The 25,539-nt window shown below is 59.3% G+C and carries 29 protein-coding genes and 1 pseudogene; 19 read left to right on the top strand and 11 right to left on the bottom strand.

Going from position 1 to position 25,539, the window contains the following annotated elements:
* Nucleotides 1–94: 94 nt before the first annotated feature.
* Both NLM32_RS46015 and NLM32_RS05530 read left to right on the top strand, forming a co-directional pair.
* Complete coding sequence (locus NLM32_RS46015; RefSeq protein ID WP_254128252.1) at nt 95–1,051, top strand: helix-turn-helix domain-containing protein; 957 nt, start codon at nt 95–97, stop codon at nt 1,049–1,051.
* Nucleotides 1,052–1,322: 271 nt separating this feature from the next.
* Nucleotides 1,323–1,712, top strand: coding sequence for a PRC-barrel domain-containing protein (locus tag NLM32_RS05530; protein WP_254128251.1), 390 nt, complete (start codon nt 1,323–1,325; stop codon nt 1,710–1,712).
* On the opposite strand, the gene NLM32_RS05525 is transcribed toward NLM32_RS05530, so the two are convergent.
* Nucleotides 1,694–2,206 (bottom strand): phosphate-starvation-inducible PsiE family protein, encoded by a 513-nt coding sequence (locus NLM32_RS05525; protein ID WP_254128250.1) that lies wholly within the window; start codon nt 2,204–2,206, stop codon nt 1,694–1,696. The genes NLM32_RS05530 and NLM32_RS05525 overlap by 19 nt on opposite strands.
* 321 nt (nt 2,207–2,527) lie before the next feature.
* On the bottom strand, nt 2,528–3,628 hold the full coding sequence (locus tag NLM32_RS05520) for an AI-2E family transporter (protein ID WP_254128249.1): 1,101 nt from the start codon (nt 3,626–3,628) through the stop codon (nt 2,528–2,530).
* Between the two features lie 608 nt (nt 3,629–4,236).
* Here NLM32_RS05520 and NLM32_RS05515 point away from each other — a divergent pair.
* Nucleotides 4,237–5,253, top strand: a complete 1,017-nt coding sequence (locus NLM32_RS05515; protein ID WP_254128248.1) for an NADP-dependent oxidoreductase — start codon at nt 4,237–4,239, stop codon at nt 5,251–5,253.
* A 436-nt stretch (nt 5,254–5,689) separates the two neighbouring features.
* On the opposite strand, the gene NLM32_RS05510 is transcribed toward NLM32_RS05515, so the two are convergent.
* Nucleotides 5,690–6,632 (bottom strand): IS630 family transposase gene (locus NLM32_RS05510; protein WP_254128247.1). Its coding sequence is split into 2 segments (ribosomal slippage): nt 5,690–6,292 and nt 6,294–6,632, totalling 942 coding nucleotides; the frame shifts between segments, so codons are not numbered across the junction.
* Between the two features lie 103 nt (nt 6,633–6,735).
* Between NLM32_RS05510 and NLM32_RS05505 the strand changes: the two genes are divergently transcribed.
* A complete protein-coding gene (locus tag NLM32_RS05505) occupies nt 6,736–7,347 on the top strand; it encodes an HdeD family acid-resistance protein (protein ID WP_254128246.1) in 612 nt (203 codons plus the stop codon).
* Between the two features lie 88 nt (nt 7,348–7,435).
* On the opposite strand, the gene NLM32_RS46185 is transcribed toward NLM32_RS05505, so the two are convergent.
* A complete protein-coding gene (locus NLM32_RS46185) occupies nt 7,436–7,666 on the bottom strand; it encodes a hypothetical protein (protein WP_375143521.1) in 231 nt (76 codons plus the stop codon).
* Nucleotides 7,667–7,964: 298 nt separating this feature from the next.
* Here NLM32_RS46185 and NLM32_RS05500 point away from each other — a divergent pair, with 298 nt between their 5' ends.
* Together NLM32_RS05500 and NLM32_RS05495 are read left to right on the top strand one after the other, a co-directional pair.
* Nucleotides 7,965–9,173, top strand: coding sequence for an alcohol dehydrogenase catalytic domain-containing protein (locus NLM32_RS05500; protein ID WP_254128245.1), 1,209 nt, complete (start codon nt 7,965–7,967; stop codon nt 9,171–9,173).
* Nucleotides 9,174–9,216: 43 nt separating this feature from the next.
* Nucleotides 9,217–9,786, top strand: coding sequence for a type 1 glutamine amidotransferase domain-containing protein (locus NLM32_RS05495; protein WP_254128244.1), 570 nt, complete (start codon nt 9,217–9,219; stop codon nt 9,784–9,786).
* 319 nt (nt 9,787–10,105) lie between these two features.
* On the opposite strand, the gene NLM32_RS05490 is transcribed toward NLM32_RS05495, so the two are convergent.
* Complete coding sequence (locus NLM32_RS05490; protein WP_254128243.1) at nt 10,106–10,813, bottom strand: helix-turn-helix domain-containing protein; 708 nt, start codon at nt 10,811–10,813, stop codon at nt 10,106–10,108.
* Nucleotides 10,814–11,169: 356 nt separating this feature from the next.
* Between NLM32_RS05490 and NLM32_RS05485 the strand changes: the two genes are divergently transcribed.
* The 13 genes from NLM32_RS05485 to NLM32_RS05425 all read left to right on the top strand — a co-directional run bounded on the left by NLM32_RS05485 (nt 11,170) and on the right by NLM32_RS05425 (nt 21,178).
* The gene (locus NLM32_RS05485) at nt 11,170–11,640 is read left to right on the top strand and encodes a PRC-barrel domain-containing protein (RefSeq protein WP_254128242.1); all 471 of its coding nucleotides are present in this window, start codon (nt 11,170–11,172) and stop codon (nt 11,638–11,640) included.
* A gap of 36 nt (nt 11,641–11,676) precedes the next feature.
* Nucleotides 11,677–12,312: a hypothetical protein gene (locus NLM32_RS05480; RefSeq protein ID WP_254128241.1), complete on the top strand. Its 636-nt coding sequence runs from the start codon at nt 11,677–11,679 to the stop codon at nt 12,310–12,312.
* Between the two features lie 233 nt (nt 12,313–12,545).
* A complete protein-coding gene (locus NLM32_RS05475) occupies nt 12,546–13,199 on the top strand; it encodes a BON domain-containing protein (protein WP_254128240.1) in 654 nt (217 codons plus the stop codon).
* Nucleotides 13,200–13,238: 39 nt separating this feature from the next.
* The gene (locus NLM32_RS05470) at nt 13,239–13,718 is read left to right on the top strand and encodes an Hsp20/alpha crystallin family protein (protein WP_254128239.1); all 480 of its coding nucleotides are present in this window, start codon (nt 13,239–13,241) and stop codon (nt 13,716–13,718) included.
* Nucleotides 13,719–13,865: 147 nt separating this feature from the next.
* Nucleotides 13,866–15,779 carry a molecular chaperone DnaK gene (dnaK, locus tag NLM32_RS05465; protein WP_254128238.1) on the top strand — a complete coding sequence of 638 codons (1,914 nt, stop codon included), beginning with the start codon at nt 13,866–13,868 and terminating at the stop codon, nt 15,777–15,779.
* Between the two features lie 40 nt (nt 15,780–15,819).
* Nucleotides 15,820–16,362, top strand: a complete 543-nt coding sequence (locus NLM32_RS05460) for a nucleotide exchange factor GrpE (protein ID WP_254128237.1) — start codon at nt 15,820–15,822, stop codon at nt 16,360–16,362.
* Nucleotides 16,363–16,407: 45 nt separating this feature from the next.
* Nucleotides 16,408–17,319: a DnaJ C-terminal domain-containing protein gene (locus tag NLM32_RS05455; protein WP_254128236.1), complete on the top strand. Its 912-nt coding sequence runs from the start codon at nt 16,408–16,410 to the stop codon at nt 17,317–17,319.
* A 2-nt stretch (nt 17,320–17,321) separates the two neighbouring features.
* Nucleotides 17,322–17,600 (top strand): chaperone modulator CbpM, encoded by a 279-nt coding sequence (locus NLM32_RS05450; protein ID WP_254128235.1) that lies wholly within the window; start codon nt 17,322–17,324, stop codon nt 17,598–17,600.
* A gap of 72 nt (nt 17,601–17,672) precedes the next feature.
* Nucleotides 17,673–18,407: a DUF6894 family protein gene (locus NLM32_RS05445; RefSeq protein ID WP_254128234.1), complete on the top strand. Its 735-nt coding sequence runs from the start codon at nt 17,673–17,675 to the stop codon at nt 18,405–18,407.
* A gap of 157 nt (nt 18,408–18,564) precedes the next feature.
* Nucleotides 18,565–19,776: an alkene reductase gene (locus tag NLM32_RS05440; protein WP_256568213.1), complete on the top strand. Its 1,212-nt coding sequence runs from the start codon at nt 18,565–18,567 to the stop codon at nt 19,774–19,776.
* A gap of 22 nt (nt 19,777–19,798) precedes the next feature.
* Nucleotides 19,799–20,518 (top strand): type 1 glutamine amidotransferase domain-containing protein, encoded by a 720-nt coding sequence (locus NLM32_RS05435; protein ID WP_254128232.1) that lies wholly within the window; start codon nt 19,799–19,801, stop codon nt 20,516–20,518.
* A gap of 97 nt (nt 20,519–20,615) precedes the next feature.
* Nucleotides 20,616–20,777 carry a hypothetical protein gene (locus tag NLM32_RS05430; RefSeq protein WP_254128231.1) on the top strand — a complete coding sequence of 54 codons (162 nt, stop codon included), beginning with the start codon at nt 20,616–20,618 and terminating at the stop codon, nt 20,775–20,777.
* Nucleotides 20,778–20,839: 62 nt separating this feature from the next.
* Entirely contained in the window at nt 20,840–21,178 is a 339-nt protein-coding gene (locus NLM32_RS05425; protein WP_254128230.1) for a hypothetical protein, read from the top strand.
* A 101-nt stretch (nt 21,179–21,279) separates the two neighbouring features.
* On the opposite strand, the gene NLM32_RS05420 is transcribed toward NLM32_RS05425, so the two are convergent.
* The 6 genes and pseudogenes from NLM32_RS05420 to NLM32_RS05390 all read right to left on the bottom strand — a co-directional run bounded on the left by NLM32_RS05420 (nt 21,280) and on the right by NLM32_RS05390 (nt 25,491).
* Entirely contained in the window at nt 21,280–21,672 is a 393-nt protein-coding gene (locus NLM32_RS05420) for a BLUF domain-containing protein (RefSeq protein WP_254128229.1), read from the bottom strand.
* A gap of 609 nt (nt 21,673–22,281) precedes the next feature.
* Entirely contained in the window at nt 22,282–23,004 is a 723-nt protein-coding gene (locus NLM32_RS05410; protein WP_254128227.1) for a Bax inhibitor-1/YccA family protein, read from the bottom strand.
* A gap of 82 nt (nt 23,005–23,086) precedes the next feature.
* Nucleotides 23,087–23,695: a hypothetical protein gene (locus tag NLM32_RS05405; protein ID WP_254128226.1), complete on the bottom strand. Its 609-nt coding sequence runs from the start codon at nt 23,693–23,695 to the stop codon at nt 23,087–23,089.
* 194 nt (nt 23,696–23,889) lie between these two features.
* Nucleotides 23,890–24,108, bottom strand: a complete 219-nt coding sequence (locus NLM32_RS05400; RefSeq protein WP_254128225.1) for a hypothetical protein — start codon at nt 24,106–24,108, stop codon at nt 23,890–23,892.
* A 132-nt stretch (nt 24,109–24,240) separates the two neighbouring features.
* A complete protein-coding gene (trxC, locus tag NLM32_RS05395; protein WP_254128224.1) occupies nt 24,241–24,702 on the bottom strand; it encodes a thioredoxin TrxC in 462 nt (153 codons plus the stop codon).
* 17 nt (nt 24,703–24,719) lie between these two features.
* Nucleotides 24,720–25,491: pseudogene (locus tag NLM32_RS05390) on the bottom strand (aldo/keto reductase).
* Between the last annotated feature and the right edge of the window lie 48 nt (nt 25,492–25,539).

Below are 25,539 nucleotides of genomic sequence, written 5' to 3'. Positions count from 1 at the left end.
GTTTCGAACAAGGCTGAGAATAGGCCCTTCCTCGTGCGGCGCTCGGTCGAATGAGCGCCACTGCTCGGCCAAACGACGGTAAAGGATTCGTTACGTGCAGACAGTCTTCTCGACCGATCAGGTCCAGGCTCGCGATCGGTTTGACTACTGGCACAGCGTCGCTTGCCAAAGGATCGTTGAGCACGAGACGATCCCGGCGGATCGCTTGCACTTTGCGGCGTCAATTGAGGTGGGCGGCCTCGGCAATCTGGAGCTTGTCCAGTTTCACAATTCCCCGATGCAGGTAAGCCACACCCTGGCGCACGCGGATCGAGCGCGTTCGGACCAATTGTTCGTGTGCTACCAGGTCTCTGGCTCCGTCTTCATGGCACAAAATGCGCGTGAAGTGACTTTGAGCGCGGGACACCTCACGCTGATCGATCCGTTGCTTCCCTATGATTGCAGGTTTCTTGATGGCTCAAAGACGCTCGTTGTGAAAGTGCCGCGGCTCGAGTTGCGGGCCCGCCTTGGTCGGAATCGGGAACTTGTCGCCCGTCTCGTCCGTCCGATCCAAGTCGACGACAGTTTGACTCTGACGCTCACTGCGATGCTGCCCTCTCTCGCCGCGAAGATGGCACCCGTCACGGAGGAAATGGTGGGCAATCACGCCGTTGACCTGATTGCCTTGTCCATAGCCCGAACTCTTGAAGGGGAGACTATTCGGGTTTCGTCGTCGAAGGCAATTTTGCTTGCTCGCATTCGTACGGCGATAGAAGCGAGGCTCACTGATTCGAATTTGCATGCACAGGACATCGCTGACGCGGTCGGCATCAGTGTTCGCTATGCGAATGGACTCTTGTCAGCGCAGGACACATCCATCATGCAACTGGTGCTGGCACGGCGTCTGGCCCGGTGCCGCTATGCACTGGAAGATCCCGATCAAGCTCATCGCACCGTGAGCGAGATAGCATTTGGGTGGGGATTCGGCGATCTCACTCACTTCGGGCGAAAATTCAAAGCTGCTTACGGCGTCACCCCAAGCGAATGCCAGCTGCTGGCTCGTCGGACGTAAGCCATCACGACCTTTGGCTGAAGATTACCGCGCTTTCACTAACGTCAATTACATCGAGCGAGCTCCTCGCGTGCGAATCTGACAATTTGCCGTGCCGATGTGACAATCATCAATGCAGCGGTCGGCATCTGACGTTAGCGAGATTGGGTGTCGAGGCCCAAAATGGCGGCGACGCCGCGTCGACCGGGGACATTTTGCAGGAAAGATCCCTGAGACCCGCCGAGGGCTGCTCGGCAAGAGCATCTCCGCTCTCAGTCAGGAGCCGATCTTCATGAACCGCACTCGTTCCTTTCTCGCCGCGATCGCCATGGCCCTGACAACCCTTGTTCAAGGACTCGACCGAGCCGCTGGTCAGGAAATCGCACTGACGCCCATGGAGTCGAGGGAGGTCGCCAAAGGCTATCGTGCTGAGGCCCTCAAGCTAAAGTCTGTGATCAACGACAAGGGCGAGATGATCGGAAGAATCAGCGACTTCATTTTTGGCAAGGATGGCAACATCTACGCCGTACTCGAGGTCAGCGATCTCGTTGGCCCCGGTGGTCATCTCGTCGCAATACCCTTCCATAGCCTCAAGCTCAACGATCCACGAGGGGAGATCGTGCTTCCAGGCGCCAGCCAGGCAGCGCTTGGAAAACTGCCCGTCTATCTGAGCAGCCCATAGCGCCGACGTGATAACTTCCTGTAGGCTGTTTCTTCCCGCTGGCAATCGCTGTCGCGTATCAGCCAATACACCACACCGAGCGCAAGGATAACGGTCGCCAATGCCAGCATGTGCAAGGCATCCGCTTCGTTCAAATCCAGAATGATGACCTTTCGGCAGATGGCAAGCAGCGCGATCACGATCACGGAGCGGATCTGCACCACTGCCTCGCGGCGTTCAGCCACCACCAAGAGTGACTTCTTGAACTCCAACGCAATGATCACGGTAAAGATCATACCGAAAACGGCCTGGAATACCCTGAAATCAGACGGATCCAGACTGCCCGCCAAGACCAAGCCGAACAATATCTTCAGGCTCAGTGTCCAGACCGCCGCGACCACGACGATCGCAATCAGGAACGTCAGGAAGAGCACTACAGCGCGCTCAAACCATTGATAAAGTGACGCCAACCTGACTTCGCTCTTTGTCTCCTGGAATTCATCATTGATCGACATGATCGCCTTCGCTCTCTTCCTTTCGCTGGCCTGACGCGTGGTATCGGGTCTAGCTGTCAGCCGGGCTCGCACGGGACCATATGGCCGGGAGATATTCTTCCGCCTTGACTGCTGTCAGCAGATGTCGCGCGCTCATCACGCCACATTCTTCATTTTTCCCCGCGATCCAATTGAGAACTATCAATGCAGGGCCCCTTAGCTTTTGCGATGATTCAATTGCGAGGCGTCCCACCTTCGCTGCCCGTTCCCGGGCGTCCTCCCTTGACTTGGACCGCCCAGCATACAGCTGTGCGGTCCCTTCTTTCTCCACGCGATGAGAGATCAGCCGTCCTCGGCGCGGATCCACTTACGCGCTATGGTCAGCAGAGCGGCCATGATCGCCGGCCCGATGAACAGGCCGAGGAGCCCGAGGGATCGCATCCCACCGATGATACCGATCAGCACGAACAGGAAAGGCAGTCGTGCAGCACCTCCGATCAGTACCGGCTGAATGAAATGATCAATGATCAACAATACAGCGCTGCCGAAGATTGCTAGTCCAGCGCACGCCACTGGCGCATCGTTCACGACAAGCAAGGAAGCGGCGGAAGCAATCAGGATAATCCAGGCTCCGAATGGTATGATAGAAAAAAGAGCCATGGTCGCGCCAAACAGCAATGGATGCGGCACACCAGTTATGACGAATGCCAGCCAAAAAACGCCGCCCTTGGCGAGCGCGGCCGCCACAGTACCGTTCGCAGTCGCACGGATGGCATCAACCAAGGTGATCAACAGACTTTCTCCTTGCATCCCGATCAGATCTCGCGCAAGCACCCGAAATCGAACGGCGAGCCATGCGCCATCGCGGAGCGCAATGAAGAGAGCAAGCAACATCGTCAGCAACTCAAGAAATCTTCGAAGCATCACGCCGCCAAGAGACCCTGCCCAGGTCGCCAGGCTTTCGAGATTGACGCGCCGTAGCGATACGACGAGAGCATTGGGGTCGCTGAGATTCTCCCGCCACCATTGATCAAGACATTGGCCGGCATACGGCAATCGCGACAGCCAAGATGGAGCGGCAATCCCGTTGATCCCGTGCGTATGGAGCGAAGCCAGCAAAGCACCGCTGCCCTCGGCAATCTGCCGTGCCACCAACATGGTCGGCACGATCACGAAACATGCCAGCACTAGGGTGAAGCATAGTGGCGCTAGGACCGGTGATCGCTTGCCGCCAATCGCTGCCAGACGATTGTAAAGTGGCCAAGTTGCGATGGCTATGATGGCGGCCCAAACCAACGCTGCCATAAACTCCCACGCGACCCAGGCCGCCGCAGCCACAACGACGCCCCCGATCGCGACACGAGCCGCGGCCTGCACCTTGGCATCGACTGGCGGAGCTGCTGGATCCGCGTGCCTGGAGACGTTTCCTTCACCGACCAGCATGACTTTCTGCCTGTGTGATCGAGTTCGGAGCACACGATGCGTGCTCCCAAGCTATCCGACACGATTCAGCAATCGGTCGGGTTCCCGCGTTGATGAACGTCATCCTGGCCGTGGTTTTCGATAGCTCCACCGACAAGCCGGGCACCTCGTCAAAGAGCTGCGCCCGAGACATTGGCCCAGCTTGGCTTGACAACCATCATGGCATCTATCGGCCGCTCCACGGTACTTGGCTGCAAGATCAAGAGGACGAAGAGCTCGGTTGGCTCGTTCATGGGCGAGGCGGCTCCGAACATGTGCGTTGGATGGTCGCCTAACCCCAGAAGGCTACGGTAACGATGAAGCTGGCTACAGGTTCAGCGTGCACACCTTCGTGCCTGGCGAGTACGTCTCGCTCAGCGAAGGATGGCAACCGCGCACCTTCCGGGTCGCTTCGATCGGGCCACTCATCCTCTCTATTCAGCCGGTCAAGTCAGTCGGGTGTAAGTTTCCATTTGATCAATCGTGGCCGGCCATTCCGCCCTGCATGAATTGCTACCCGGCAGTACGACGATCCGCCTGCTGCGTCGTTCGCCGATCCCGCTCGTCGTTGCCCATTGAGGAGCCAACCCATGCTTGACCGACCCCGTCGTGCCGCTCTGGCCGGAACTCACGCAATTCCCGTTCCCCGCACGATGTATGCCGCGGCCATGGATCGCTTCGGCGAACCCGCCGTACTCACCGGGCACGCGCTGCCGGTTCCGACGATTGACCCTGGCGAAGTCTTGATTGCGCTCGACACATCAGGAGTCGGACCATGGGATATCGACGTGCGCCTCGGACGCTTTGCGAGCCGCAAGCCGCACTTCCCGATAGTTCCAGGCGTCGATGGCGCCGGTATTGTCGTTGCTGTCGGCTCGCGCGTGGGCCGACTGAAAGTTGGCGACGAGGTCTATTCGTACAGCTGGCAGAGCCCAAAGGGTAGCTTCTACGCCGAGTACGTGGCAGTCCCCGCCCACAATGTCGCGCCGATCCCGAAACGGCTGGATCTCCAGCACGCAGGAGCTATTGCCACAACAGGTCTGACGGCTCTGCAAGGCATCGACGATGCCCTGACTTTAAAGAGGGGTGAGACAATCATCATTCATGGCGCCTCGGGCGGCGTCGGCACTCTGGCCGTTCAATTTGCCAAGCTGCGCGGCGCTCGTGTATTTGCCACGGCTTCCGGGATAGAGGGCGTGGAACTGGTACGAGAGATGGGTGCCGATGCGGTCCTCGACGGCAAGCGGGTGGTCGACATCGACGATCGCGCGCGCGCTTTTGCGCCCGAGGGAGTTGATGCCGTGCTCGCTCTTGTCGGCGGCGACGCGCTCGGGCAATGCCTCGATGCGCTTCGACCAAAAGGAAGGGTGGCTCATCCGAACGGCATCGAGCCAGCGCCAAGGAAGCGACGCGGCACTACATTGACGCGATATGACGCAGTTGCCGGAGTCCGTGAATTCGAGCACCTCAATGACGCAGTACAGGCGGCGAGGCTCAAGGTTCCGATCGCAGAGCGTTATTCGCTGGCTGAAGCCCACAAGGCGCACTTACGTCTCGAGGCAGGCAAGGTCCTTGGAAAAATCGTGCTGACAGTTCACGGCGCATGATTGCGAGGACCCGCTCCTCCCCTAGGACGGGTGGCCTGGATCCAGATGGTAGAGCGGCGTCTTCTTCGCGCGCTGTGGCGTCATCTTGGCTGGGTCGGGCGCTCCGGGAACGCCGCGCGGCCCTAACAGCTCGCGCTGAATGTCATCTTCGGACTTCTCGGGTTCAACCCCATTCATGGGACGCTCTTTTGGCACTCTATCTTCTCCTCTGGCTCGGCACAAAGTGCTCTGCGCAATGGCTCATCATACTACTCGCGAAGCGGCGGCGCTGCGATTCAGGATTACTACGTAAGGCCTCCGATGCCCATTCGGATTGTCTCGCAGCGAGCAAAGCTTGATAGCTGTCAAGGCACGTCGTCGCGGCAGGTCGCTACTATGGCCGGACCTGGAAACCGACAGCTATTTTGGAGCTAGAGCATTTTCCGCTTGATGTGGATCAGGCCCCGTATCCTGCATGTCGAAAGTAGTTGTCGCACTGGTCGGGCGCAAATGTCTTCATGAGCTTGCCGATCAGTTTCATGAGCGCCTTGACGGTGCGTGCCGCGCCCTTGCGCAGCGCGGTCTTCAGCTTCGAGAATGCCATTTCGATCGGGTTGAGATCGGGCGAGTAGGCCGGCAAATAGCGCACCTTGGCGCCGACCGCTTCGATCGCCTGGCGAACGCCGTCGATCTTGTGGGTACGCAGATTGTCCATGAAGACGATGTCTCTTTTGCGCAGCGTCGGCGCGAGGATCTGCTCGACATAAGCGAGGAATGACGGCCCGTCCATCGCCCCGTCGAAGACATACGGCGCCGTCAAGCCATCGATGCGCAGCGCGGCAACGAGTGTCAGCGTCTTCCAGTGGCCGTGCGGCACGCTCGCAACGAGACGCTCGCCACGCGGTGAGCGGCCGTAATGCCGTACCATCTTCGTCGTGACCGCCGTCTCGTCGATGAACACGAGGCGCGGCGCTTCAAGCTTGGATTGCTCGGCCTTCAGCTCGGCGCGCGCGGCAGCGACATCGGAGCGATCCTGTTCAGCGGCGTGCAGAGTTTTTTTTGAACGTGATGTCGTGGCGTTCGTAGAAGCGCCAGACCGATGTCGTCCCGACTTTCAGCCGCTTCTCGGACTTGAGCCGCGCGCGAATCTCTTCGAGTGTCAAGTCCGGCTCCGCGGCGATGAGATTGAGCAGCCACTGGCGATGCGCCTCGAGCGGAGAGCGGCTCTGGCCCGTGCCGGGCAATGCCGCCACACTGCCCGTCCTCGTCCAGCGCTCGATCCAGCGGATCGCGGTCGAGGCGCTGAGACCGAGCACGCGCGCGGCTTCCCGTCTGCTCTCGCCGTCTTCGACAAGTGCCACCGCACGCACTCTCAGGTCTTTCGAATATCCCTTCGCCATCGCTCGCCCCGTCGTTAAAGCCAGAGCAATCGAATCTGATTTGCGCGACCGAGGGAATCCCCTGTACCCTTCCGATTCACATAAAGTGGAAACCGCTCTAGACATGACCAGCACGACCTTCAACAGCAATGCTGACTTTAACATCGACTCTGCCTCCGCGATGCTTGCCAAGAATTGGTGGCTGTTCCTGCTGCGGGGCATCTTCGGAATTGTCTTCGGGTTGCTCGCTTTCCTCTTCCCGGGTCCCACCATGCTCTCGCTGGCATTGTTGTTCTCCGCCTACATGTTGGTTGACGGCGTAGCAGGAATCATTTCCGCGGTTCGTGCGATGCGACGGAAGGATGAATGGGGACTGTTGATATTTGAAGGCCTTCTCAATATCGCTGTCGGCGTTGCCGCCTTTATCTGGCCTGGCCTGACGGTGCTTGCCTTTGTCTTCATGGTCGCCGCCTGGGCGATCATCTCAGGCGCACTGATGATGACTGCTGGCTTCCGCCTCAAGCTTGATCATGGCCGCTGGTGGATGGTTCTGGGCGGGGTGTTGTCCCTCGTGTATGGCGCGCTGCTGGTTGCTATGCCGCTGATCGGGGCAGTGGTGCTTACGTGGTGGATGGGAGCCTACGCGATGGCCTTCGGTATTGCGCTGGTCGTTCTGTCCTTCAGGTTGCGCGCCCGCCAGAACGAGCAGACTGGCTCCCTCGCCGCGGCGGCTTGAGCCATTTCTGCCGAGCTCTCTCAATGCGCGGATCAACAAAACCTGCTCGGTGGTGACGCCGGGAGCGTTCGCCGCCGCCGATGCGGCCTTACCGCCGTTCAACAATGACTGTTCCCCTCACCACGAACAGGGTCCGTTTGCCGTCAGTCACTTCGGTGGCAACATACGTGTTGCGGGAACGCTCCGCAGCTCTTTTCAGGCGGGCCGGCATCCGCTGCGCGGCTCGGTGACACGCTGTGGCGGCGGTTGGTAATAACGTTCCACGCGCATCTTCGGTTTTTTGGCCGCGCACATGCTCATGAAAGAAGTACCGAGGCATTGGGCCTCCTTTCTCCATTCAGACGTCAACGAGCCGCCGAGCGAATTGTTCAAAAGTGAACAATGCCTCCATTGCGCTGCGGGTTGAGGGGCAGCCCGAAACGGCCCCTTCCAATTCGTTTTTCGTAATTGTTGACGAACGTCAGGGCGCGCAAAAAAACACTTCCGTATGCTGTTTGAAGCCAACGCTCCTCGAATCCAGGAGATCGCACAGAGCGACCCGCAAAGATTGGTTGCTCGCCTAGAGCGAGCAAAAGCAAGAGACATCCCGCAAGCCGTCAACGCAAAGGACTCAAACTATGGCCGGCAATCGCGTTCTGACATTTCAAGGTCCCATGAAGCTCGAGGTCAAAACTATTGACTATCCGAAGCTCGAGGATCCGCACGGCAGAAAGATCGAACACGGCGTGATCGTCAAGCTGGTGTCGACCAATATCTGCGGAAGCGACCAGCACATCTATCACGGTCGCTTTGAGGCCCCGAAAGGCATGGTCATGGGCCATGAGAATACCGGTGAAGTCGTCGAGGTCGGCCGCGACGTGGAACTCATCAAGAAAGGAGATCTGGTATCAGTGCCTTTCAACGTCTCTTGCGGCCGCTGCCGCAATTGCAAAGAGCGGCATACCGATGTTTGTGAAAACGCGTACGTCAACGACATCGTCGATTGCGGCGCCTATGGGTTCAATCTCGGCGGTTGGCAAGGCGGACAGGCCGATTACATGCTGGTCCCCTATGCCGACTGGAATTTACTGAAATTCCCCGACAGAGACCAGGCGATGGCAAAGATCCTGGATCTAACATTGCTCTCCGACATCCTGCCGACCGGCTATCATGGCTGCATCGAGGCCGGCGTCAGGACCGGCTCAACAGTCTACATCGCGGGCGCCGGGCCGGTCGGTCGTTGTGCCGCTGCCAGCGCCCGTCTTCTCGGGGCGTCGTGCATCATCGTAGCGGATAGGTTCCGGGAGCGGCTGAACCTCGTGAAGGAATGCGGATACGAGACCGTCGACACGACCAGCGCCACGCCGATTCCCGATCAAATCGAGGCGATCCTCGGAAAGCGCGAAGTCGATGCGGGCGTCGACTGCGTCGGCCTGGAAGCTCACGGTTATGGCGAGGAAGACCGGAGCGAGCACTCGGAAGCGGTCATCAATGTCTTGTTCGATATCGTCCGCGCCGGCGGCGCGATGGGTATCCCGGGCATTTATACCAATTTGGATCCCGGCGCGCCGAAGACCGCTATGGCGAAGAAAGGAGAACTTCCGCTCGCCTTCAGCAAGGCCTGGATCAAGTCGCCAAAACTCACCGGCGGCCAAGCGCCGGTGATGCACTACAATCGCGATCTGATGATGGCGATCCTATGGGACCGCATGCCCTATCTGCGCAAAGTGGCGAACACCGAGATTATCTCGCTGGAAGACGCACCGGCGGCCTACAACACCTTCAGCGACGGTTCACCCAAAAAGTTCGTCATCGATCCGCACAACATGCTGAAAAAGGCTGCCTGAACGCGCGCCGAGCGCTGGGCGGATGCACAATAGGAGTTTGGAAATGGCAGGTGAGAAACTGGACGGCCTGAAGGTTGCGATTCTGGTCGAGGATGGATTCGAGCAAGTCGAAATGGTGGAGCCTCGCAAGGCGCTCGGCCAGGCTGGCGCCAAAACCAGCATCGTCTCGCCGAGAGACCAGCGGGTCCGTGCTTGGAAGTTCACGGAGTGGGGCGACGAGTTCCCGGTGGACGTTCCCCTCAATCAGGCCAAAGCAGAGGACTTCGACGCGCTGCTGCTGCCGGGTGGCGTCATCAATCCCGACGCGCTTCGCATCGAGCCTACGGCGGTTGCCTTCGCGAAAGCCTTCTTCGATGCCGGCAAACCAGTCGCCTCGATCTGCCATGGGCCATGGACCATCATCGAGACCGGCGCAGCACGGGGACGCCGCATGACATCGTGGCCTTCACTCAGGACCGACCTGAAAAATGCCGGCGCGGATTGGGTGGATCAGGAAGCGGTTGTGGACCGAGGCCTGGTCACGAGCCGCAAGCCCGATGATATCCCGGCGGCATTCAACAAAGAGATGATCAAGCTCTTCGCCGAAGCGCGAGGATGCAGTCACGCTGCGTGAAGCGACACGTAGCGAGCTGATGGGCGCCTCGCGCGGGCGCTTCTGTTCCGTCCGACGTGTCGAGGCAAAGCTCGGCAGTGAAGCCGTCGTAGACCAGCGGGCTATCCCGACCTTGCTGATTTTCCAGCTCTTCACGATGGCTTGCCTGCCCGCAGCCCATGACATGGCGCGCGATCTGCAAAAGCCGTGCGGTGGTTGACATGAAATGGCCTGCAAGTGCACATCGCGCTAACGGCCGGCGAGGCGCATGACAACCACCTCGCCTGAAGACTACTTATTCTCGTCTGAAGACAGGAGCGTTGCTGTTCGTTGAACCCTATTAGGCGGCGATCGTGTCAGAACCAACGTTCGGATACTTTCTACCGATTTGGTGTTCAAGTGCATTGCGATCCACAATCCGGACCGTTCGGATCCCAATCAGAGCAATGATTCCGCGCTGCTGCAGATCTGAAAACGCGCGACATACAGTCTCCACGGACACGGCGAGGTACTCGGCGAGATCATACCGCGTGATCGGAAGCCGTATGTCTCCCCGCTGATCTCCATAGCGTTTCTCGAGTAGCAGCAGGAACGCACTCACCTTGTCCGCCGTCGTGACACCCCCGAGGACTACGAGCTGCTGTCGGGTGCGTTCTAACGATTGAAAGGTGATCTCCCTCAGTTCTCTCGCGAACTCGCGATCGCGCTCGCCGAGATTCTCAAGCCGCGCCCCGGAATAGCCCGCCAGCACGGTCTCTTCCGTAATAGCCTCGATCGTTTCTTCTCTCTGGTCGCTTCCGACAAAGAAGAAATCATGCACCAGCATTAGATCCAGGATCTGCCGGCGCCCGTCGGGGCGGATGGTGGACTGCCGTACGGCGCCGGCAATCACGTAGTACCAATGTCCCGCGGTTCCGTCGCCTTCCGGAACCTGCTGGTCGCGGTTCAGTTTGACAATTGCGACCGATCCATCGAGCCGCTTCAACGCGTGCGACTGTGCGGCGAGAATCCTTCGATAATAGTCCGCTGGGTGGATTATCGGCTTCATTTCTCTGTCCTTTCTTCAGCGCACTTTCGGCGGGAGGAACGATCCGCTTGCAGGGCAATCAACTACCAGCAACACAACCGTGTAAACTTGGGAAATTTTCATACGTATAAACACGTAACGTGCTTGAGACACATCGAAGGCACACCGCTTCGTACGTTGATTGCAGTCCGCTACCACGACATTGGTTCCTAGGACTTCGCATCTATCGCGAGATTGATCCGGCTGCCGCAAATGGGCAGCAGCCGTGACCGCTCGACGCGGTGCCGGATTAAGCGATCTGCAAATTGACAATGGTCAGCGCACTCCTGGTTCAAACGGGGTACTCGCTAAGCCACTGATAGCCACAGGAGAGAGACATGGAAGCAATCATCTCCCGCCCCCTTTCGAAACTCACTATCATCGCGACCACACCGTGCCGGCCGAACGCAGCGAAGTGGAGGAGATATTCCGGCCTCGCGGCGCTTGCCGGAATCTTGGCTGTCCTCAGCAGCAATCCCGCCCTACCTCAGGCCGGCGTAGCTCTCGTCAAGGTCGACCTAAGCGTCGTCGCGCAGGGCTATCGCATGAGCAAGCTGATCGGCAGCACCGTCAACAACGACAAGAATGAGAAGATCGGGAGCCTCGACGACGTGATTGCCGGCAAAGACAAGAAACAACTCGACTTCGCGATTCTGCAGGTCGGCGGTTTTCTCGGCGTAGGCGGCCATCTGGTCGCAGTCCCGGTTGAAAGTCTGGTCATCGATGACACCGGCACCAAGGTCACTCTTCCTGGCGCGTCGAAGGAAGAGCTGAAGAAGCTGTCGGAATTCCACTACCGATCCTCTTGACGGTCACATCATATGACGACGTCAAGATCAACCGACATGATCCTGGACCGTAGTCGCACTCGCGAAGTGACCGGCGTCTTTCATTCGCGACGTACGCTCGATGACGCGGCCCAGGATCTTCTTCTGTCGGGATTTGATCGCTCCGACATCGACCTCAGCGCATCTCCCGACGAAGTGCAGCGGCGGCTGAATTATGCTGTGATTCCTCCGGCCGATCTCGCCGATATACCGACCACGCCGAGACAGCCCTTCTTTGGCGACGACGATCTGCTTGGCGCAGAAGCCGTCGCGAGCAGCGTTCTCGGCTGCATCGTAGCGGTTGGCTCCGCTCTTTTCCTGACAATCAAAGGCTATGAAGCTATGGCAATCGCCATGTGGTCGATCCTGATCGGGATCTGCGCGGGTGCCATCGTCATCGTGCCCATATACCGACTACTGCGCCGCGAACACGTCAGAGGCTTGGAGCCAGTTGCAGAATGGGATGGCCTCTTGATATGGGTTCGGGTTCGCGCACCTGAGAAGGAAGCTCAGGCCCAGGAGATTCTGATTCGGCATGGCGGGCAGGCCGTGCACGTTCATGAAATCGACCTGGAAAAGCGGCCGGAAGATTTGCCGATGCACTCACTTCGTCCGGATCCCTGGCTGGGTGACGAACGCCTCGGGCGACCGTAACGAGGCCACGACACATGCTGCGCCCGCGCCATTTCTCCCAATTGTTCGCACTCCGCCCACAGAGGTCATCTTTGGCGACCTTCATCCAGTTCGGATTCACAAGCTCAAGCGAGAAAGTCGAGACAGAAGTTGACGGTCGTCATGGCTCGCAAGGTCGTCGCGCGTAAGTTGCCCCCACCGGCGATGACGGAGCCGCGCCGAAAATGCCACTCTCAAGTGCCAGGAGCCAAATCATGAAGTCAGACAGTGAGATCGAACGTGATGTCCGTGACGAACTGAAATGGAATCCCGACCTCGATGCCAGCGACATTGCCGTTTCGGTCAAAGACGGCGTTGTCACGCTTGCAGGGTTCACGCATAGTTACGCCGATCGGCTTGAGGCCGAGTCCGCGGTGAAGCGCGTAGCGGGCGTTCGCGCCATAGCCAATGATATCGAGGTTCGGCTGCCAAAGATCGATCAACGCCCGGACCCGGATATCGCACGCGACGCGGTCACAGCGCTTAAGTCGGAGCTTCCGATCTCTCACGACAAGATCAAGGCGACCGTCAGAGACGGCTGGATCACGCTCGAAGGTTCCGCTGAATGGCAATATCAAAAGACCTCTGCTGAAAACGCGGTACGCAAGGTCAAAGGCGTCAAAGGCGTCATCAACGTGATCATCGTCCAACCGAAAGTCCAACCCTCCGAGCTCAAGCAGAAGATTCAGGAGGCATTCAAGCGAAACGCGGAAGTCGACGCCAACCGGATCCAGGTCGAGGCCAACGGCAGCGAAGTGGTCCTTAAGGGAACGGTACGCTCCTGGATCGAACGCGAGGAGGCCGAGCGCGTCGCCTGGTCGGCGCCCGGCGTGAGCAGGGTCGACGATCGCATCGTCGTGAGCCCCTAGAGCCAAGATAGCGTTGAAAGCTGACAAGAGGAGAACTCAATGAGATTACGATCACTCGTCCCGTCTCGTGATGCAGGAATGCTGATGCGGCCCGACTTCGGCCTGTTCGGCTTGCACCGGGAAATCGACCGCCTGTTCAGCGAGTTTTCGCAAGGCCTGAGCCCCAACGGACAGCAACTCGTACCGAACATCGAAATCGCGGAAACAGACAAGGCGATCGAAGTCACCGCCGAAATGCCGGGGCTCGAGCGCAAGGACGTCGACATTTCCCTCGAGGAGGACACGCTTACTATTCGCGGCGAGAAGAAGGTGGAGCAGAGCACGGACGGCGGCAAGACCGACAAGAATGTCCAGCACAGCGAACGCAGCTACGGCATGTTCCTCCGCGTGCTGCAGCTGCCGCCTGGCATCGATCCTTCCTCCGTCCAAGCAACGATGACCAACGGCGTCCTGAAGATCACGATTCCAAAGCCCGCAAAGCCGGAACCGAAGAAGATCGAAGTCAAGGAAGCTGCTTGACCGTCGGCGCGGCGAGACGCCCGAGCCATTCGTCTCCTCACAGCCCAGCTCGGTGCGTCTCGCCTCTCATCGCGTATAGGGCGAGGCACCCACAGACCTCTGGATAGCCGCAGCTGTCCCAGGATTTAAACCCGAAGGAACCTGATCATGGCAAAAGCAATCGGCATCGATCTCGGAACCACCAATTCGTGCGTGGCTGTCATGGAAGGTAGCAAAGCCAGGGTCATTGAGAATGCTGAAGGCGGACGCACCACGCCGTCCATGGTTGCCTTCACTGACGATGGCGAAGTCCTGGTCGGGCAGCCGGCCAAGCGGCAAAGTATCACCAACCCCGAGAACACGATCTATGCCATCAAGCGACTGATCGGCCGACGTTACGACGACCCGATCACAGCAAAAGACAAGACCATGGTGCCCTACCACATCGTGTCGGGCGACAACGGCGACGCCTGGGTCGACGTCCGGGGTAAGAAGTACAGTCCAAGCCAGATCAGCGCTTTCATCCTCACCAAGATGAAGGAAACCGCGGAAGCCACTCTTGGCGGCGCCGTCACACAGGCCGTCATCACCGTGCCCGCCTATTTCAACGACGCGCAGCGCCAGGCAACCAAGGACGCCGGCCGGATCGCCGGGCTGGAGGTCCTGCGCATCATCAATGAGCCGACTGCGGCCGCCCTGGCCTACGGCCTCGACAAGAAAGGCAGCGGCAAGATCGTGGTCTATGACCTCGGTGGCGGCACGTTCGATGTCTCGATCCTGGAGGTCGGCGACGGCGTGTTCGAGGTCAAGGCAACCAATGGCGACACCTTTCTCGGTGGAGAGGATTTCGACAAGCGGATCATCGACTATCTGGCGGACGAGTTTCGCAAGGAGAACGGAATCGACCTCCGCAAAGATCGCCTCGCTCTGCAACGGCTCAAGGATGCGGCCGAGAAGGCCAAGATCGAACTCTCCAGCGCCACCCAGACCGACGTCAATCTGCCCTTCATCACCGCAGATCAGGCCGGACCGAAACATCTTAATATCAAGCTGTCGCGCGCCAAGCTCGAAGCGCTCGTCGACGATCTGATCCAGCGCACCATCGACCCCTGCAAGGCAGCGTTGAATGACGCCGGCCTGCAGCCATCGGACATCAACGAAGTCGTATTGGTGGGCGGCCAGACCCGCATGCCGAAGGTTCAGGAAACCGTGCAGAAGCTGTTCGGACGCGAACCTCACAAGGGCGTCAATCCCGATGAAGTGGTCGCGGTCGGTGCCGCGATCCAGGCCGGCGTTCTGCAAGGCGACGTCAAGGACGTCCTGCTGCTCGACGTGACACCCTTGTCCTTGGGCATAGAAACCCTTGGCGGCGTCATGACGAAGCTGATCGACCGCAATACCACGATCCCAACCAAGAAGAGCCAGGTGTTCTCGACAGCGGAGGACAATCAAACCGCCGTCACAATCCGGGTCTTCCAGGGTGAACGCGAGATGGCGGCGGACAACAAGCTGCTTGGTCAGTTCGATCTGGTCGGAATCCCCCCGGCACCGCGGGGCGTGCCGCAGATCGAGGTGACCTTCGATATTGATGCCAATGGCATCGTCAACGTATCGGCCAAGGACAAGGCAAGTGGCAAGGAGCAGAGTATCCGGATCCAGGCGTCCGGCGGCTTGACCGAAGCGGACATCCAGAGGATGGTCAGGGAGGCCGAGGCGCATGCCGACGAGGACAAGCGACGCAAGGAGCTTATCGAAGCCCGCAACCAGGCCGACGCGGTGATCTACGGCGCCGAGAAGGCCCTGAAGGATTCCGAAGGAAAGATCCCTGCCGACGTCAAGAGGGAGATCGAGCAGGCGATCGCCGACGCAAAGCAACGGCTGAGCACCGAGGACGTGACAGCGATCCAGCAGGCAAGCCAGCGTCTGCAGCAGTCGGCATCCAAGATCGGCGAAGCCTTGAACCGCGCTGCGTCCCAAGGCGGCGCTTCCGGCGGCGGACAGGCGGGATCGTCTGGCAGCGGCGAGGACGTCGTCGACGCGGAATTCGAAGAGGTCGATCCCGGCGATCGAAAGGCCTCTTGAAGCCTTCCAATCGGCCCGAACGCGACAGATGGAGCACGACATGGCTACCAAAACCATGGATGATGGGCTCGGCGAGCTTCCCGCGGGCGAGCGCAAGGAAAGCGACCGGCCGCAAGAAACCACCGCCGAGCGCGACCGCCTGATGCGTGCACTTGCCGACGCCGAGAACACGAGGCGCATCGCGGAGCGTCGGGTCCAAGACGCCCGGCAATATGCGATCGCCGACTTTGCCCGCGAACTGCTGCAGGTGGCGGATAATCTGCGGCGAGCCATCGACGCCGGCTCGCCGGATCTGGAAGCCAAGGACGACGACGGCCTTCTCGCCGGAGTCGTCGCCACCAATCGTATCCTGTCCCAGATACTTAAACGCTTCGGTGTCGAAGAAATCGAGGCTCTGAATCGGCCATTTGACCCGATGAAGCACGAAGCAGTGATGGAAACCGACCGGTCCGACCAGTCTCCCGGAAACGTCGTGGACGTTTTGGAGAATGGTTACATGCTTCACGACCGTCTCTTGCGGCCGGCCCGGGTCGTTGTAGCCAAACCGCCTAAACCACAATCGCCGTCACCGCCGCAACAATGAACGGCGGTCCGCTCGGTCCGGACGACGCGTAAACAGGAGCTGGTGTTGGCTGCAGACCCATATGCAACGCTGGGCGTCAAGAGAGACGCGACGCAGGCCGACATTCAAAAGGCCTACCGGCGGCTCGCGAAGAAGCTGCACCCTGATCTCAATCCCGGCAGCAAGACGGCAGAGGAGAAATTCAAGGAGCTTTCTGCCGCCTACAATCTTCTGAACGATCCGGACAAGCGCGCCCGCTTCGACCGCGGCGAGATCGATGCATCAGGTACCGAGCAGCAGTCCCGGCAATACTACCGGGATTTCGCCGATCGGGAGGGCGGGTCGGGCTACACCAGTGGGGCCGGCTTTGCCGATTTCAGTGACTTCGCCGGCAGCGATGATATTCTCTCCGAGATCTTTGGACGTGCCGGCCGCACCACCCGGCGCGGACGCGGGGCTGACGTCCGATATCATCTTGAGCTCAACTTTCTCGATGCCGTCAACGGCGGCAAGCAATCCGTTGTCCTGCCCGATGGGACGACCCTGGAGGTCAACATCCCTCCCGGCACCAGCGACGGCCAGATTCTGCGGCTGAAGGGGAAGGGTCGTCGGGGAACCGGGGACAGTCCGCCAGGCGATGCCCTGATCGAGATCAGTGTCCTGCCGCATCCGTACTTCGTTCGCAAAGGCGACGACATCCACCTGGACCTGCCGATCTCACTGAAAGAAGGCGTGCTGGGCGCGAAACTCAAGGTGCCTACCGTGAGCGGCGCTGTCGCGGTCTCTGTGCCAAAATGGTCGAGTTCGGGCCGGGTTCTTCGAATTAAGGGACGCGGCGTGCCGCGCGCCGATGGCGGTAGAGGAGACCAGTACGTCACGCTGAAACTGGCTCTGCCGAAAAAGCCAGACCCGGATCTCGAACGGTTTGTAAGTGAGTGGCAGCCTTCTGATAGCCCAAGACAGTCAATGCGAGTGTGACGATGCAGCTTCAGGAATTCGCCGATCGATCTCACCTCGATTCCTCCACGATTGAAGCCTGGGTGAATGCGGAATGGCTAGTAGCACATCGACCAGGACATTCGTTTTCCGAGCAGGATCTTGCCCGTGCGCGCCTCATCCAGGATCTCAAGGGCGATCTGGGTGTCAACGACGAAGGTATCGCGCTGGTTCTACATCTGTTGGATCAATTATTTGGGCTGCGTTGCCTGCTGCGAGACATCCAGGCGATGCGGGCCTCACCTTCTGATCGCTCCAATTGAAGCGTTTGCGATTGATCGACTATCATGAGCTTGCGCATTTTGGTTCGCTAAGTTCTTTGCAGGCCACGAATCATGCAGTCACTTCTCTCAACACTTCACGATGCAGCGTTGTCCGCGGATGCCTGGCCAACAGCACTTGAAAGGCTGATGGATGAGGCGAGCGTGGCGGGTGCGGCGCTGATTGTCACGAACAAGACGACGGGTGCGATCGACGAAGCCGTCTTTTGCGGTCTCAGCGCCGAGTTCAAGCCTCGCTACGTCGACCACTACGCCGCGCTCGATCCATACTCGCCACTGCTGGATGCGCGCTGGATCATGCTCTCCAGATGTCTTCCAGAGGCACTTTTGCGGAGGAGCGAGTGGTACAATGAGTTTGTGCTGAGCTGCGGCGTTCGGGACATCCTCGGAACGCAGCTCACGGACACTGCGGGTCACTCCGTCATTCTTGGCGTTCATCAACGGATCGGCCGTCATTTTTCTCAAGATGTTGAGCTACTGATGGCCACGATCGCCGAACCCCTGAGGTATGCGGCGCGCTGCTATCTCGATCGCCTGAACGGGGAACAGCAAGTTGGCGATCCGCAAACGACCAACCCCGCAGGAGGAGGCCGCTTCTTCTTTCATATCGAGAACGGAGCGAAATATCCCGACGAATGCGGTAGCGTTTTCCCCTCACCCGGCCAAGCGGCGGAACATGGACTGACCATTGCTCGTGAGCTGGCGCGGGATTGCGACTGGTCTGGCTTTTCAGTCGTTGTTACCGACGAACGGGGACGAACGATCACGCGCGTACCAATTGAAGCTTGACCGTAAGCCGAGGACCGCACTCGAAGCGAAACACCTACGAAAGCTGACCAGGGTCCGAGCATTGACGGTTGTCAACGCGATTTAGCGATCCGTCGTTATGTTGGTGTCCAGAGATCCAAAGGTCTTCGGACACTTAACTGCTCCGACGTGAGGCAATATGGTCAGCACTACAGCGCACGTCCGCGCACTCCACGCGGTTCAAAATGGGGATACGAACCCGCTCTTCCAAGAATACCGGCTCGGGCCGTTCAGCCTGCCCCATCGAGTGGTCATGGCGCCATTGACCCGTTCACGAGCACGACAGCCCGGCAATGTGCCGTCCCCACTCGCAGCCTGCTATTATGCGCAGCGTGCGTCTGCCGCCCTGATCATAAGCGAGGCCACCCAGATCTCGATGCAAGGCCAGGGTTATGCCTGGACGCCGGGTATCCATAGCCGCGAACAAGTCGAAGCCTGGCGGCAGGTCACGAAGGCTGTGCACGAGGCTGGTGGACTGATCTTCAATCAACTTTGGCACGTTGGCCGCATTTCACATCCGGCCCTGCAGCCGGACAACATGTTACCCGTCGCACCCTCCGCGATCACGCCCGCGGGCAAGGCCTTCATCGAAAACGAGCGTGGCGAGGGAGAACTGGTCCCATTTGTGCGTCCACGTGCGCTGATGCCAGAGGAGATGCCATACCTTATCAAACAGTATGAGCGCGCGGCGAGAAATGCGGCGGCCGCGGGGTTCGATGGCGTCGAGATTCATGCGGCCAACGGCTACCTGATCGATCAGTTCATCGAGAGCAGCACCAACCGTCGCAACGACGCTTATGGCGGGTCAGTCCAACATCGGGCGCGGCTTCTGCTCGAAATTACGGAAGCCCTGATTCCCATTCTCGGGGCGGACAGGATCGGCGTCCGGCTCTCACCTCTCGGCAGGATGAACGACATCAGCGACGACGCTCCGGAATTGACGTTCGGTTACCTTGCCGAGCAGCTTTCCGGCTATGGATTGGCCTATCTGCACATCGTCAATCCGGCGCTCGAGCAGATGCAGAATGGCGAGAAGCCTGAGCCGCACGCCCTCAGCATGGCCCGACTGATCCGGAACAAGTATCAGGGAACACTCATCGTGGCCGGAGGCTTCAACGCAGATAGCGCCACGCAATGGCTGCGCGATGGCCATGCCGATTTGATCGCCTTCGGCCGCAAATTCATCGCCAATCCCGACCTGCCCGAACGGCTGCGCGTCGGCGCACCACTGAACGTGGACGACCCGACCACATACTATGGTGGCGGCGAGAAAGGCTACACGGACTATCCTTCACTGGAACAGGACCGCGGCGAAAAGGCGAAGGCCTGTGTCGACCAGCGTTGGCGATGATGAAGCAGAGGAGCCGGTCCGCATGAGAATATTGATCGTCCTCACGTCGCACAGCCAGCTCGGAAACACTGGCAGGAAGACCGGCTTCTGGTTCGAGGAATTCGCTGCACCATACTACATTTTCAGGAACTCTCGGGCCGAGCTGACGCTTGCGTCTCCCAATGGCGGCTTGCCTCCAATTGATCCCAGGAGTGAACGACCTGAGATGCAGACCGAGGCGGCCATTCGGTTCCAGGCAGATGGCTACGCACAGGCCGAGCTCGCGAATACCCGAACATTGTCGAGCATTTCGGCCCGCGACTATGATGCTGTCTTCTATCCTGGCGGTCATGGACCGTTGTGGGATCTGGCCAATGACCCGCATTCGATCGCAATAATCGAGACCTTATTTTACACGGGGCGTCCCGTTGCACTGGTCTGCCATGGGGCCGGCGCCTTGCGCTACACCAGGGCCGCAAATGGACGGCCCCTCGTCGCCGGCAAATCTGTCACCGGCTTTTCCAACGCCGAGGAGGCCGCGGTGGAGCTGACTGACGTCGTTCCCTTCTTGGTCGAGGACATCCTGAGGAATAACGGCGGCAACTATTCCAAGCACGACAAGTGGCTGCCTTACGCGGTATCTGATGGCAATCTCATCACAGGACAAAATCCCGCGTCGTCGAATGCCGTAGCCAACGCGCTGGTCGAACGGTTGCGGATTAGTCGCGCCAGCGGCACGCGAACTGATAGTGCTGCAAAGTGACGGCGTAATGCAGAAGAATACCGAGAGGTTCAACAGGGCGCGAGCATCATCGATGGGCAGAAGCTTCAGGTCATATCCTTGTCCGGAATGCGCGAAGATGCTGCGCCTGGTCCGCGAGCGAGCCGCCGATGCCAAGCGCATGGTCGTCACTTGCAGTGATCCGATGCAGCGACGGGATATTTCGAACCTGCTCAACAGCGAATTGCAGCCGCCACGCGAGTTCGCTTGGACACCGAGCGAGATTGGGAGATCACAATAATCAGCGTACCATTCATCGAAACCTCTGTCAGATACGCCTCAATGCGCCAGATACACGCAGCCATGGACCATTTCCATCGCGGCGATTTCGAGTGCGCCGCGACCTTGGCCGCCGCTGCCTCCGGAATGCTTCCAGTTATCGACGATGACGCCTTGCCCGCGTGGGAAGCCCGTTCATCGCGCGTCGAGACCATTTGTCACTGGCTCGCGCATGGCACGATCCTCGATCCGACCGGCAATAGTCGGCGAAGAGAAAGTATCGTTATACGAAGGGCGGAGGTAGGGATTGCGATCCATGTGGCGATCACGAGGTTTGACATTACCTTTCCCGATCAGAAAACGCCTCAGATGATCGGCTTCAAACGCGCGTATCAATCCTGCAAAACACTGGAGGACTCATGACAAGTGGCTGCGCACGCATAGAGCCCCCCGGCCGAAGGCAGCTCCGGCCTCAATAGCCATGCAAGTGCCATCGCTAATGCGCCGCAGCAATGAGCATTGATTCAGTGACGCTTCGCTACAAACTCGTCCATGTAGCGCAATAGCTTTCGCCCGTCGTTCTCGCGCAGAGCGTCAGCGAGGACCCTGTCAATATGGGTGGCCCAGCCCGAATAAGCCAATGCCCAACGCCCATACCTTCTCTTTTCGACCGGGTTTGTCTGCAATGTCACAATCCCCGCATGCCTGTGATCGCTACAAATCGAAGTCTTCATGATATGGAGGTTAGCCTGTGCGCCCTCAAGAAACTGAGCAAAGTGGCGACCGGAAAACAGCAAAACACCAGTCAGCCCAAGTTCGGGATTTCGAGCTTCCGCGATGCTTCGAATGTTGGCGATCTCGGCCTCAGCGTTCTGCCCGAGCGAACTGGAACTGACGTAGAGCCACGTTGCAAACATTGATACTCTCAGTTCGATCCGCGCTGCACGAAAGATGACGATAACCGAGGCAGGATTATTTCGTGAAGATCAACATGAGCATAAAAACGACAGTCAGCCCAATTGTCACTACGATAGGTGAGTACAGTCGCAAGGGCGGAGCTTTTCGACAACCTTATCGCGAATGCGGCACGACGACGCCGAGAGCGTTCGCCGCCGCTGTGCCGACGCGAGTGTGGAGGTTCGACGCCAAGCGCTTGGCGAGAGTAGCACTCGGAGATCACGCGATCACATCGGCTATTCGAGGCCAGGTATTCTCAGCCACTTGCTCATGTGCAAACCCTCTTCGAACTGGCTGGCTCTACGCAAAAGGGTATCCCGCTCATTACCTGGGGGAGCCTTCTCGGCCTTCTCGCGCAGGTGCTTAGCCTCCGCCGCAAGGCGCTCATCTAATGATTGCGATTGCTTGAAGCGACGCCGCTTAGACATAACGCTTCTCCAGTTTTCTTTTGGGCGGGAGCGCTGTGACGGGCGTTCTCATCATCGATCTCTGCCCCATTTCATCCGCAAAACACTGGATGATCACATTCCCGCGCTAGATGACGAGGGCGCCAAATGTCGGCTCCCGAATCAATTCTGACGCCGCTGGCCGAACAATTGCAGCAGCATCATGAAGAGATTTACGAAGTCGAGGTAGAGCGCAAGCGCGCCCAGCACGGCTTTCTTGCCGGCCAGCTCCTCCGTGTCCGATTCCAGATACATGGCCTTGATGCGTTGCGTATCGTAGGCGGTAAGTCCCACAAACAGGACCACACCGACGATCGAGATCACGAACTGGACGGTGTCTGACCTGACGAAGACGTTCACGAGTGAGGCGATAACAATGCCTATCAGTCCCATGGACAGAAAGGACCCGAACCTTGAGAGATCGGCACCGGTTGTAAACCCGTAGAGGCTCATTGCGCCATAGGTCGCAGCCGTGATCAAGAAGACGCGCGCAATCGAACCTCCTGTGAAGACCAGGAAGATGCCGCCCAGCGACAGCCCCATGACTGCGGCATAGAGCCAGAACAGCAGGATCGCAGTGCCGGCGCTGATGCGTTCGAGCCCGAAGCTTAGAACGAGCACAAAGGCAAGGGGAGCCAGCATGACGATCCAGAGCAGCGGTGTTCCGGCGATCGCCTGATAGAAGCCGGAAACAGCGGCCACATAGGCGACGAGGGCGCTCAACATCAGCCCCGCTGACATATAGCCATAGATGCGCTGCATGTGCTGACGGAGACCGGCTTCGATCCGCGCTTGCGGTGCCGTGCCGAACGTTAATCGTTGATCGTTGGGGCCATAGCGGCTCATCGCTCGCTCCTGCAGGTTCGTTTAAATGCTGTGGGCGCGATCACTTATGTCGTCTCGGGTCACCTCGCTTCTGACGGTCCGCTCAGCGTGCGTGCAGAGCGCGTTCGCAGCGGACCTGGTCGGCGGTATAAGGTGGCGCCTTGGGGTCGAAAGAAAGCCAGCCCGCCTTTCGATAGAGTTCGCTCCGCTCAGCAAGATTTACGGCGCCGCGGTTCATCTGCGCTGCGATGCGAGATACATCCTCCTGCGGCATTCGTGTGGTGACCAGCGTTCCACCGCGCCGCACGACCTCGACAAAAAGCTGCGCATCCACCTCGTTGATTCCCGCGTTCGTCAGCACGCCCGGAAGGCCACCCGTGACCCCGCCGATCGCAATGATGCTCAACATGGTCGCGAGCCAGCCTGTGCCGACCACAGGACCAATTCCGGGCACGGCAAGTATTGTAACAAGGCCTGCGGTTGCGGCGGTCGCACCGATGGCCGTACTTTCAGTTCTAATGCCGGCATCGCTGCTTTCGCGCTGCCTGCGCAGTGGCACCACGTTTGGCCTCGCCGGGCCACGAAACCAGGCATCGCAGTTATTGGAAATCAGGCTGGTGCCCGAAGGCGGAACGCCGGATACTTCCAATAGAAGGACGGCGCGGTTAGCGTCGGCATAGGCATCGTAGAGGCGACAGATAGTGGTTAGCATGATGCAAGCCCTTGCGAAGCCGACCTACCCAGCTCTTCCCTTTGTGGGCGCTGTACCTTTACATCGCCATAACTGTCGTACCTTGACGGCTATCAACTGAAATGCCCAGAATCAGCGCCGTGCTGCGCAGCGTCGCAGTTTGACGAGGTGCAACGCGACGCCGTCAAGCGCGACGCAGACCGCGGGCTTATAGGCTAAGGCGAGCCGGCTCCTTCTTCCCTCACGCTCTGTGCTGACGCCAGCCAGCTCTGCCACATCGCCGGATCGACCGGAGAGCCGTCGGCCCATTTCAAACCGGCGAGCAGAAATGCGACTTCCTCCTGAGGTTTGTCCATGCGACGCCAGACGGTCTCCACGAAGATCCGCATCGCTTCGTAAGCCTCAATCAGGGTGATTGTGTCATTAGCCTGCATGGTGACCAGCCCATGGTTGCACTTCTTTGTCGGCGACGGCCGCGGATGACCTTAACGCCTGTCAAGGCGCGCGCACACGATAGACGGTCCCCTTGCGGCGATATGATTTACGCGACACCCTTTGCCTGCAATTCATGAGGCTGCGGGCATGACTGAAGGCGCATGCTGGAGCAACCAGTCGCGCAAAGCCGCGACGCCGACGGCGCCGGCGCGTTGAGCGACGACGTTGCCTCTTTGGAATAGCATCAGGGTCGGAATGCTTCGAATGTTGTAGCGGGCCGACAGCTCCGCTTCCGCCTCGGTGTCAACCTTCAGGAAGCGAAGCTCGGGCTCGAATTCGCCGGCGGCGCGCTCGAAAGCCGGCGCCATCGCTTTGCACGGCCCGCACCATGCCGCCCAAAAATCGACCACAACCGGAATATCGTTGCGCTGGATGTGCGTGGCGAAGCTGCCGCCCGAAACCGGCATCGGGTGTCCCGTAAAGAGGTGCTGTCGACAGTGTCCGCATTTCGCGTGCCGCGCGTCCCTCCCGGCCGGAATGCGATTCGTGCTCGCGCAATGCGGGCAGACGATGTGGCGGGCCTCTTTGCTCATGGCTCAATGTCTCCCGATCAGTGCGTCGCCAAAGGTTGCTTGCGATCCGGCGGCGGAAAGGTTTCATCGAGTTCGGCCAGATCCTGAGCCGTTAGGCGGACGTCGAGCGCTCCACGGTTCTCGCGCACATGCTCCCGCTTGCCCGATTGTGGTATCGCGCATACACCATCCTGGCGCAGCACCCAGGCCAGCGCCACTTGTGCCGGTGTTGCGCCTAGACGCGTTGCGATCGTCTTGAGCGTGACGTGGTGCAACACACGACCCCTGCTCGATCGGTGAATAGGCCATGACGGGCAGGCCGCTGCGCTGGCACAAAGGCATGAGATCGTACTCGATGCCGCGGCGCGCGAGATTGTAGAGCACCTGATCGGTCGCAACGTTTGCACCATTGGGCAAGTCAACGAGCTCCTGCACGTCGGGGACGTCGAAATTGCTGACACCCCAGCTTCGGATCTTACCCGCACCCACCAGGGTTTCGAAGGCATCGACGGTCTCTTCCAGCGGAACCGACCCTCGCCAATGCAGCAGATAGAGGTCGATCTCGTCCACCCCAAGCCGAGCCAGGCTTCGGTTGCAAGCCGCGATCGTACCGTGCCGCGTGGCGTTCTGAGGTAGCACCTTGCTCACCAGAAATATCTCGTCCCGCCGCCCCTTGATCGCCTCGCCGACGACACGCTCGGCGCCACCGTCGGCATACATTTCGGCCGTATCGATCAGGGTCATGCCGAGATCGATGCCGACACGTAGCGCGTTGACCTCCTCCGTTCGCTTCAGCGGATTCTCGGCCATGTGCCAAGTCCCTTGGCCGAGCCTTGGAACATGTTCACCTGAAGGAAG

This window comes from Bradyrhizobium sp. CCGUVB14, from assembly GCF_024199935.1.
GTDB lineage: Bacteria > Pseudomonadota > Alphaproteobacteria > Rhizobiales > Xanthobacteraceae > Bradyrhizobium.
Note: the sequence above shows the minus strand (reverse complement) of the source record. Positions and strands in the feature narration are given on the sequence as shown.

Coding starts and splice junctions, on each gene's coding strand:
- NLM32_RS05530 (WP_254128251.1), top strand. CDS start 1,323: ATGAACCGCACTCGTTCCTTTCTCGCCGCGATCGCCATGGCCCTGACA.
- NLM32_RS05525 (WP_254128250.1), bottom strand. CDS start 2,206: ATGTCGATCAATGATGAATTCCAGGAGACAAAGAGCGAAGTCAGGTTG.
- NLM32_RS05520 (WP_254128249.1), bottom strand. CDS start 3,628: ATGCTGGTCGGTGAAGGAAACGTCTCCAGGCACGCGGATCCAGCAGCT.
- NLM32_RS05515 (WP_254128248.1), top strand. CDS start 4,237: ATGCTTGACCGACCCCGTCGTGCCGCTCTGGCCGGAACTCACGCAATT.
- NLM32_RS05505 (WP_254128246.1), top strand. CDS start 6,736: ATGACCAGCACGACCTTCAACAGCAATGCTGACTTTAACATCGACTCT.
- NLM32_RS46185 (WP_375143521.1), bottom strand. CDS start 7,666: ATGCCTCGGTACTTCTTTCATGAGCATGTGCGCGGCCAAAAAACCGAA.
- NLM32_RS05500 (WP_254128245.1), top strand. CDS start 7,965: ATGGCCGGCAATCGCGTTCTGACATTTCAAGGTCCCATGAAGCTCGAG.
- NLM32_RS05495 (WP_254128244.1), top strand. CDS start 9,217: ATGGCAGGTGAGAAACTGGACGGCCTGAAGGTTGCGATTCTGGTCGAG.
- NLM32_RS05490 (WP_254128243.1), bottom strand. CDS start 10,813: ATGAAGCCGATAATCCACCCAGCGGACTATTATCGAAGGATTCTCGCC.
- NLM32_RS05485 (WP_254128242.1), top strand. CDS start 11,170: ATGGAAGCAATCATCTCCCGCCCCCTTTCGAAACTCACTATCATCGCG.
- NLM32_RS05480 (WP_254128241.1), top strand. CDS start 11,677: ATGATCCTGGACCGTAGTCGCACTCGCGAAGTGACCGGCGTCTTTCAT.
- NLM32_RS05475 (WP_254128240.1), top strand. CDS start 12,546: ATGAAGTCAGACAGTGAGATCGAACGTGATGTCCGTGACGAACTGAAA.
- NLM32_RS05470 (WP_254128239.1), top strand. CDS start 13,239: ATGAGATTACGATCACTCGTCCCGTCTCGTGATGCAGGAATGCTGATG.
- dnaK (WP_254128238.1), top strand. CDS start 13,866: ATGGCAAAAGCAATCGGCATCGATCTCGGAACCACCAATTCGTGCGTG.
- NLM32_RS05460 (WP_254128237.1), top strand. CDS start 15,820: ATGGCTACCAAAACCATGGATGATGGGCTCGGCGAGCTTCCCGCGGGC.
- NLM32_RS05450 (WP_254128235.1), top strand. CDS start 17,322: ATGCAGCTTCAGGAATTCGCCGATCGATCTCACCTCGATTCCTCCACG.
- NLM32_RS05445 (WP_254128234.1), top strand. CDS start 17,673: ATGCAGTCACTTCTCTCAACACTTCACGATGCAGCGTTGTCCGCGGAT.
- NLM32_RS05440 (WP_256568213.1), top strand. CDS start 18,565: ATGGTCAGCACTACAGCGCACGTCCGCGCACTCCACGCGGTTCAAAAT.
- NLM32_RS05435 (WP_254128232.1), top strand. CDS start 19,799: ATGAGAATATTGATCGTCCTCACGTCGCACAGCCAGCTCGGAAACACT.
- NLM32_RS05430 (WP_254128231.1), top strand. CDS start 20,616: ATGCTGCGCCTGGTCCGCGAGCGAGCCGCCGATGCCAAGCGCATGGTC.
- NLM32_RS05425 (WP_254128230.1), top strand. CDS start 20,840: ATGGACCATTTCCATCGCGGCGATTTCGAGTGCGCCGCGACCTTGGCC.
- NLM32_RS05420 (WP_254128229.1), bottom strand. CDS start 21,672: ATGTTTGCAACGTGGCTCTACGTCAGTTCCAGTTCGCTCGGGCAGAAC.
- NLM32_RS05410 (WP_254128227.1), bottom strand. CDS start 23,004: ATGAGCCGCTATGGCCCCAACGATCAACGATTAACGTTCGGCACGGCA.
- NLM32_RS05405 (WP_254128226.1), bottom strand. CDS start 23,695: ATGCTAACCACTATCTGTCGCCTCTACGATGCCTATGCCGACGCTAAC.
- NLM32_RS05400 (WP_254128225.1), bottom strand. CDS start 24,108: ATGCAGGCTAATGACACAATCACCCTGATTGAGGCTTACGAAGCGATG.
- trxC (WP_254128224.1), bottom strand. CDS start 24,702: ATGAGCAAAGAGGCCCGCCACATCGTCTGCCCGCATTGCGCGAGCACG.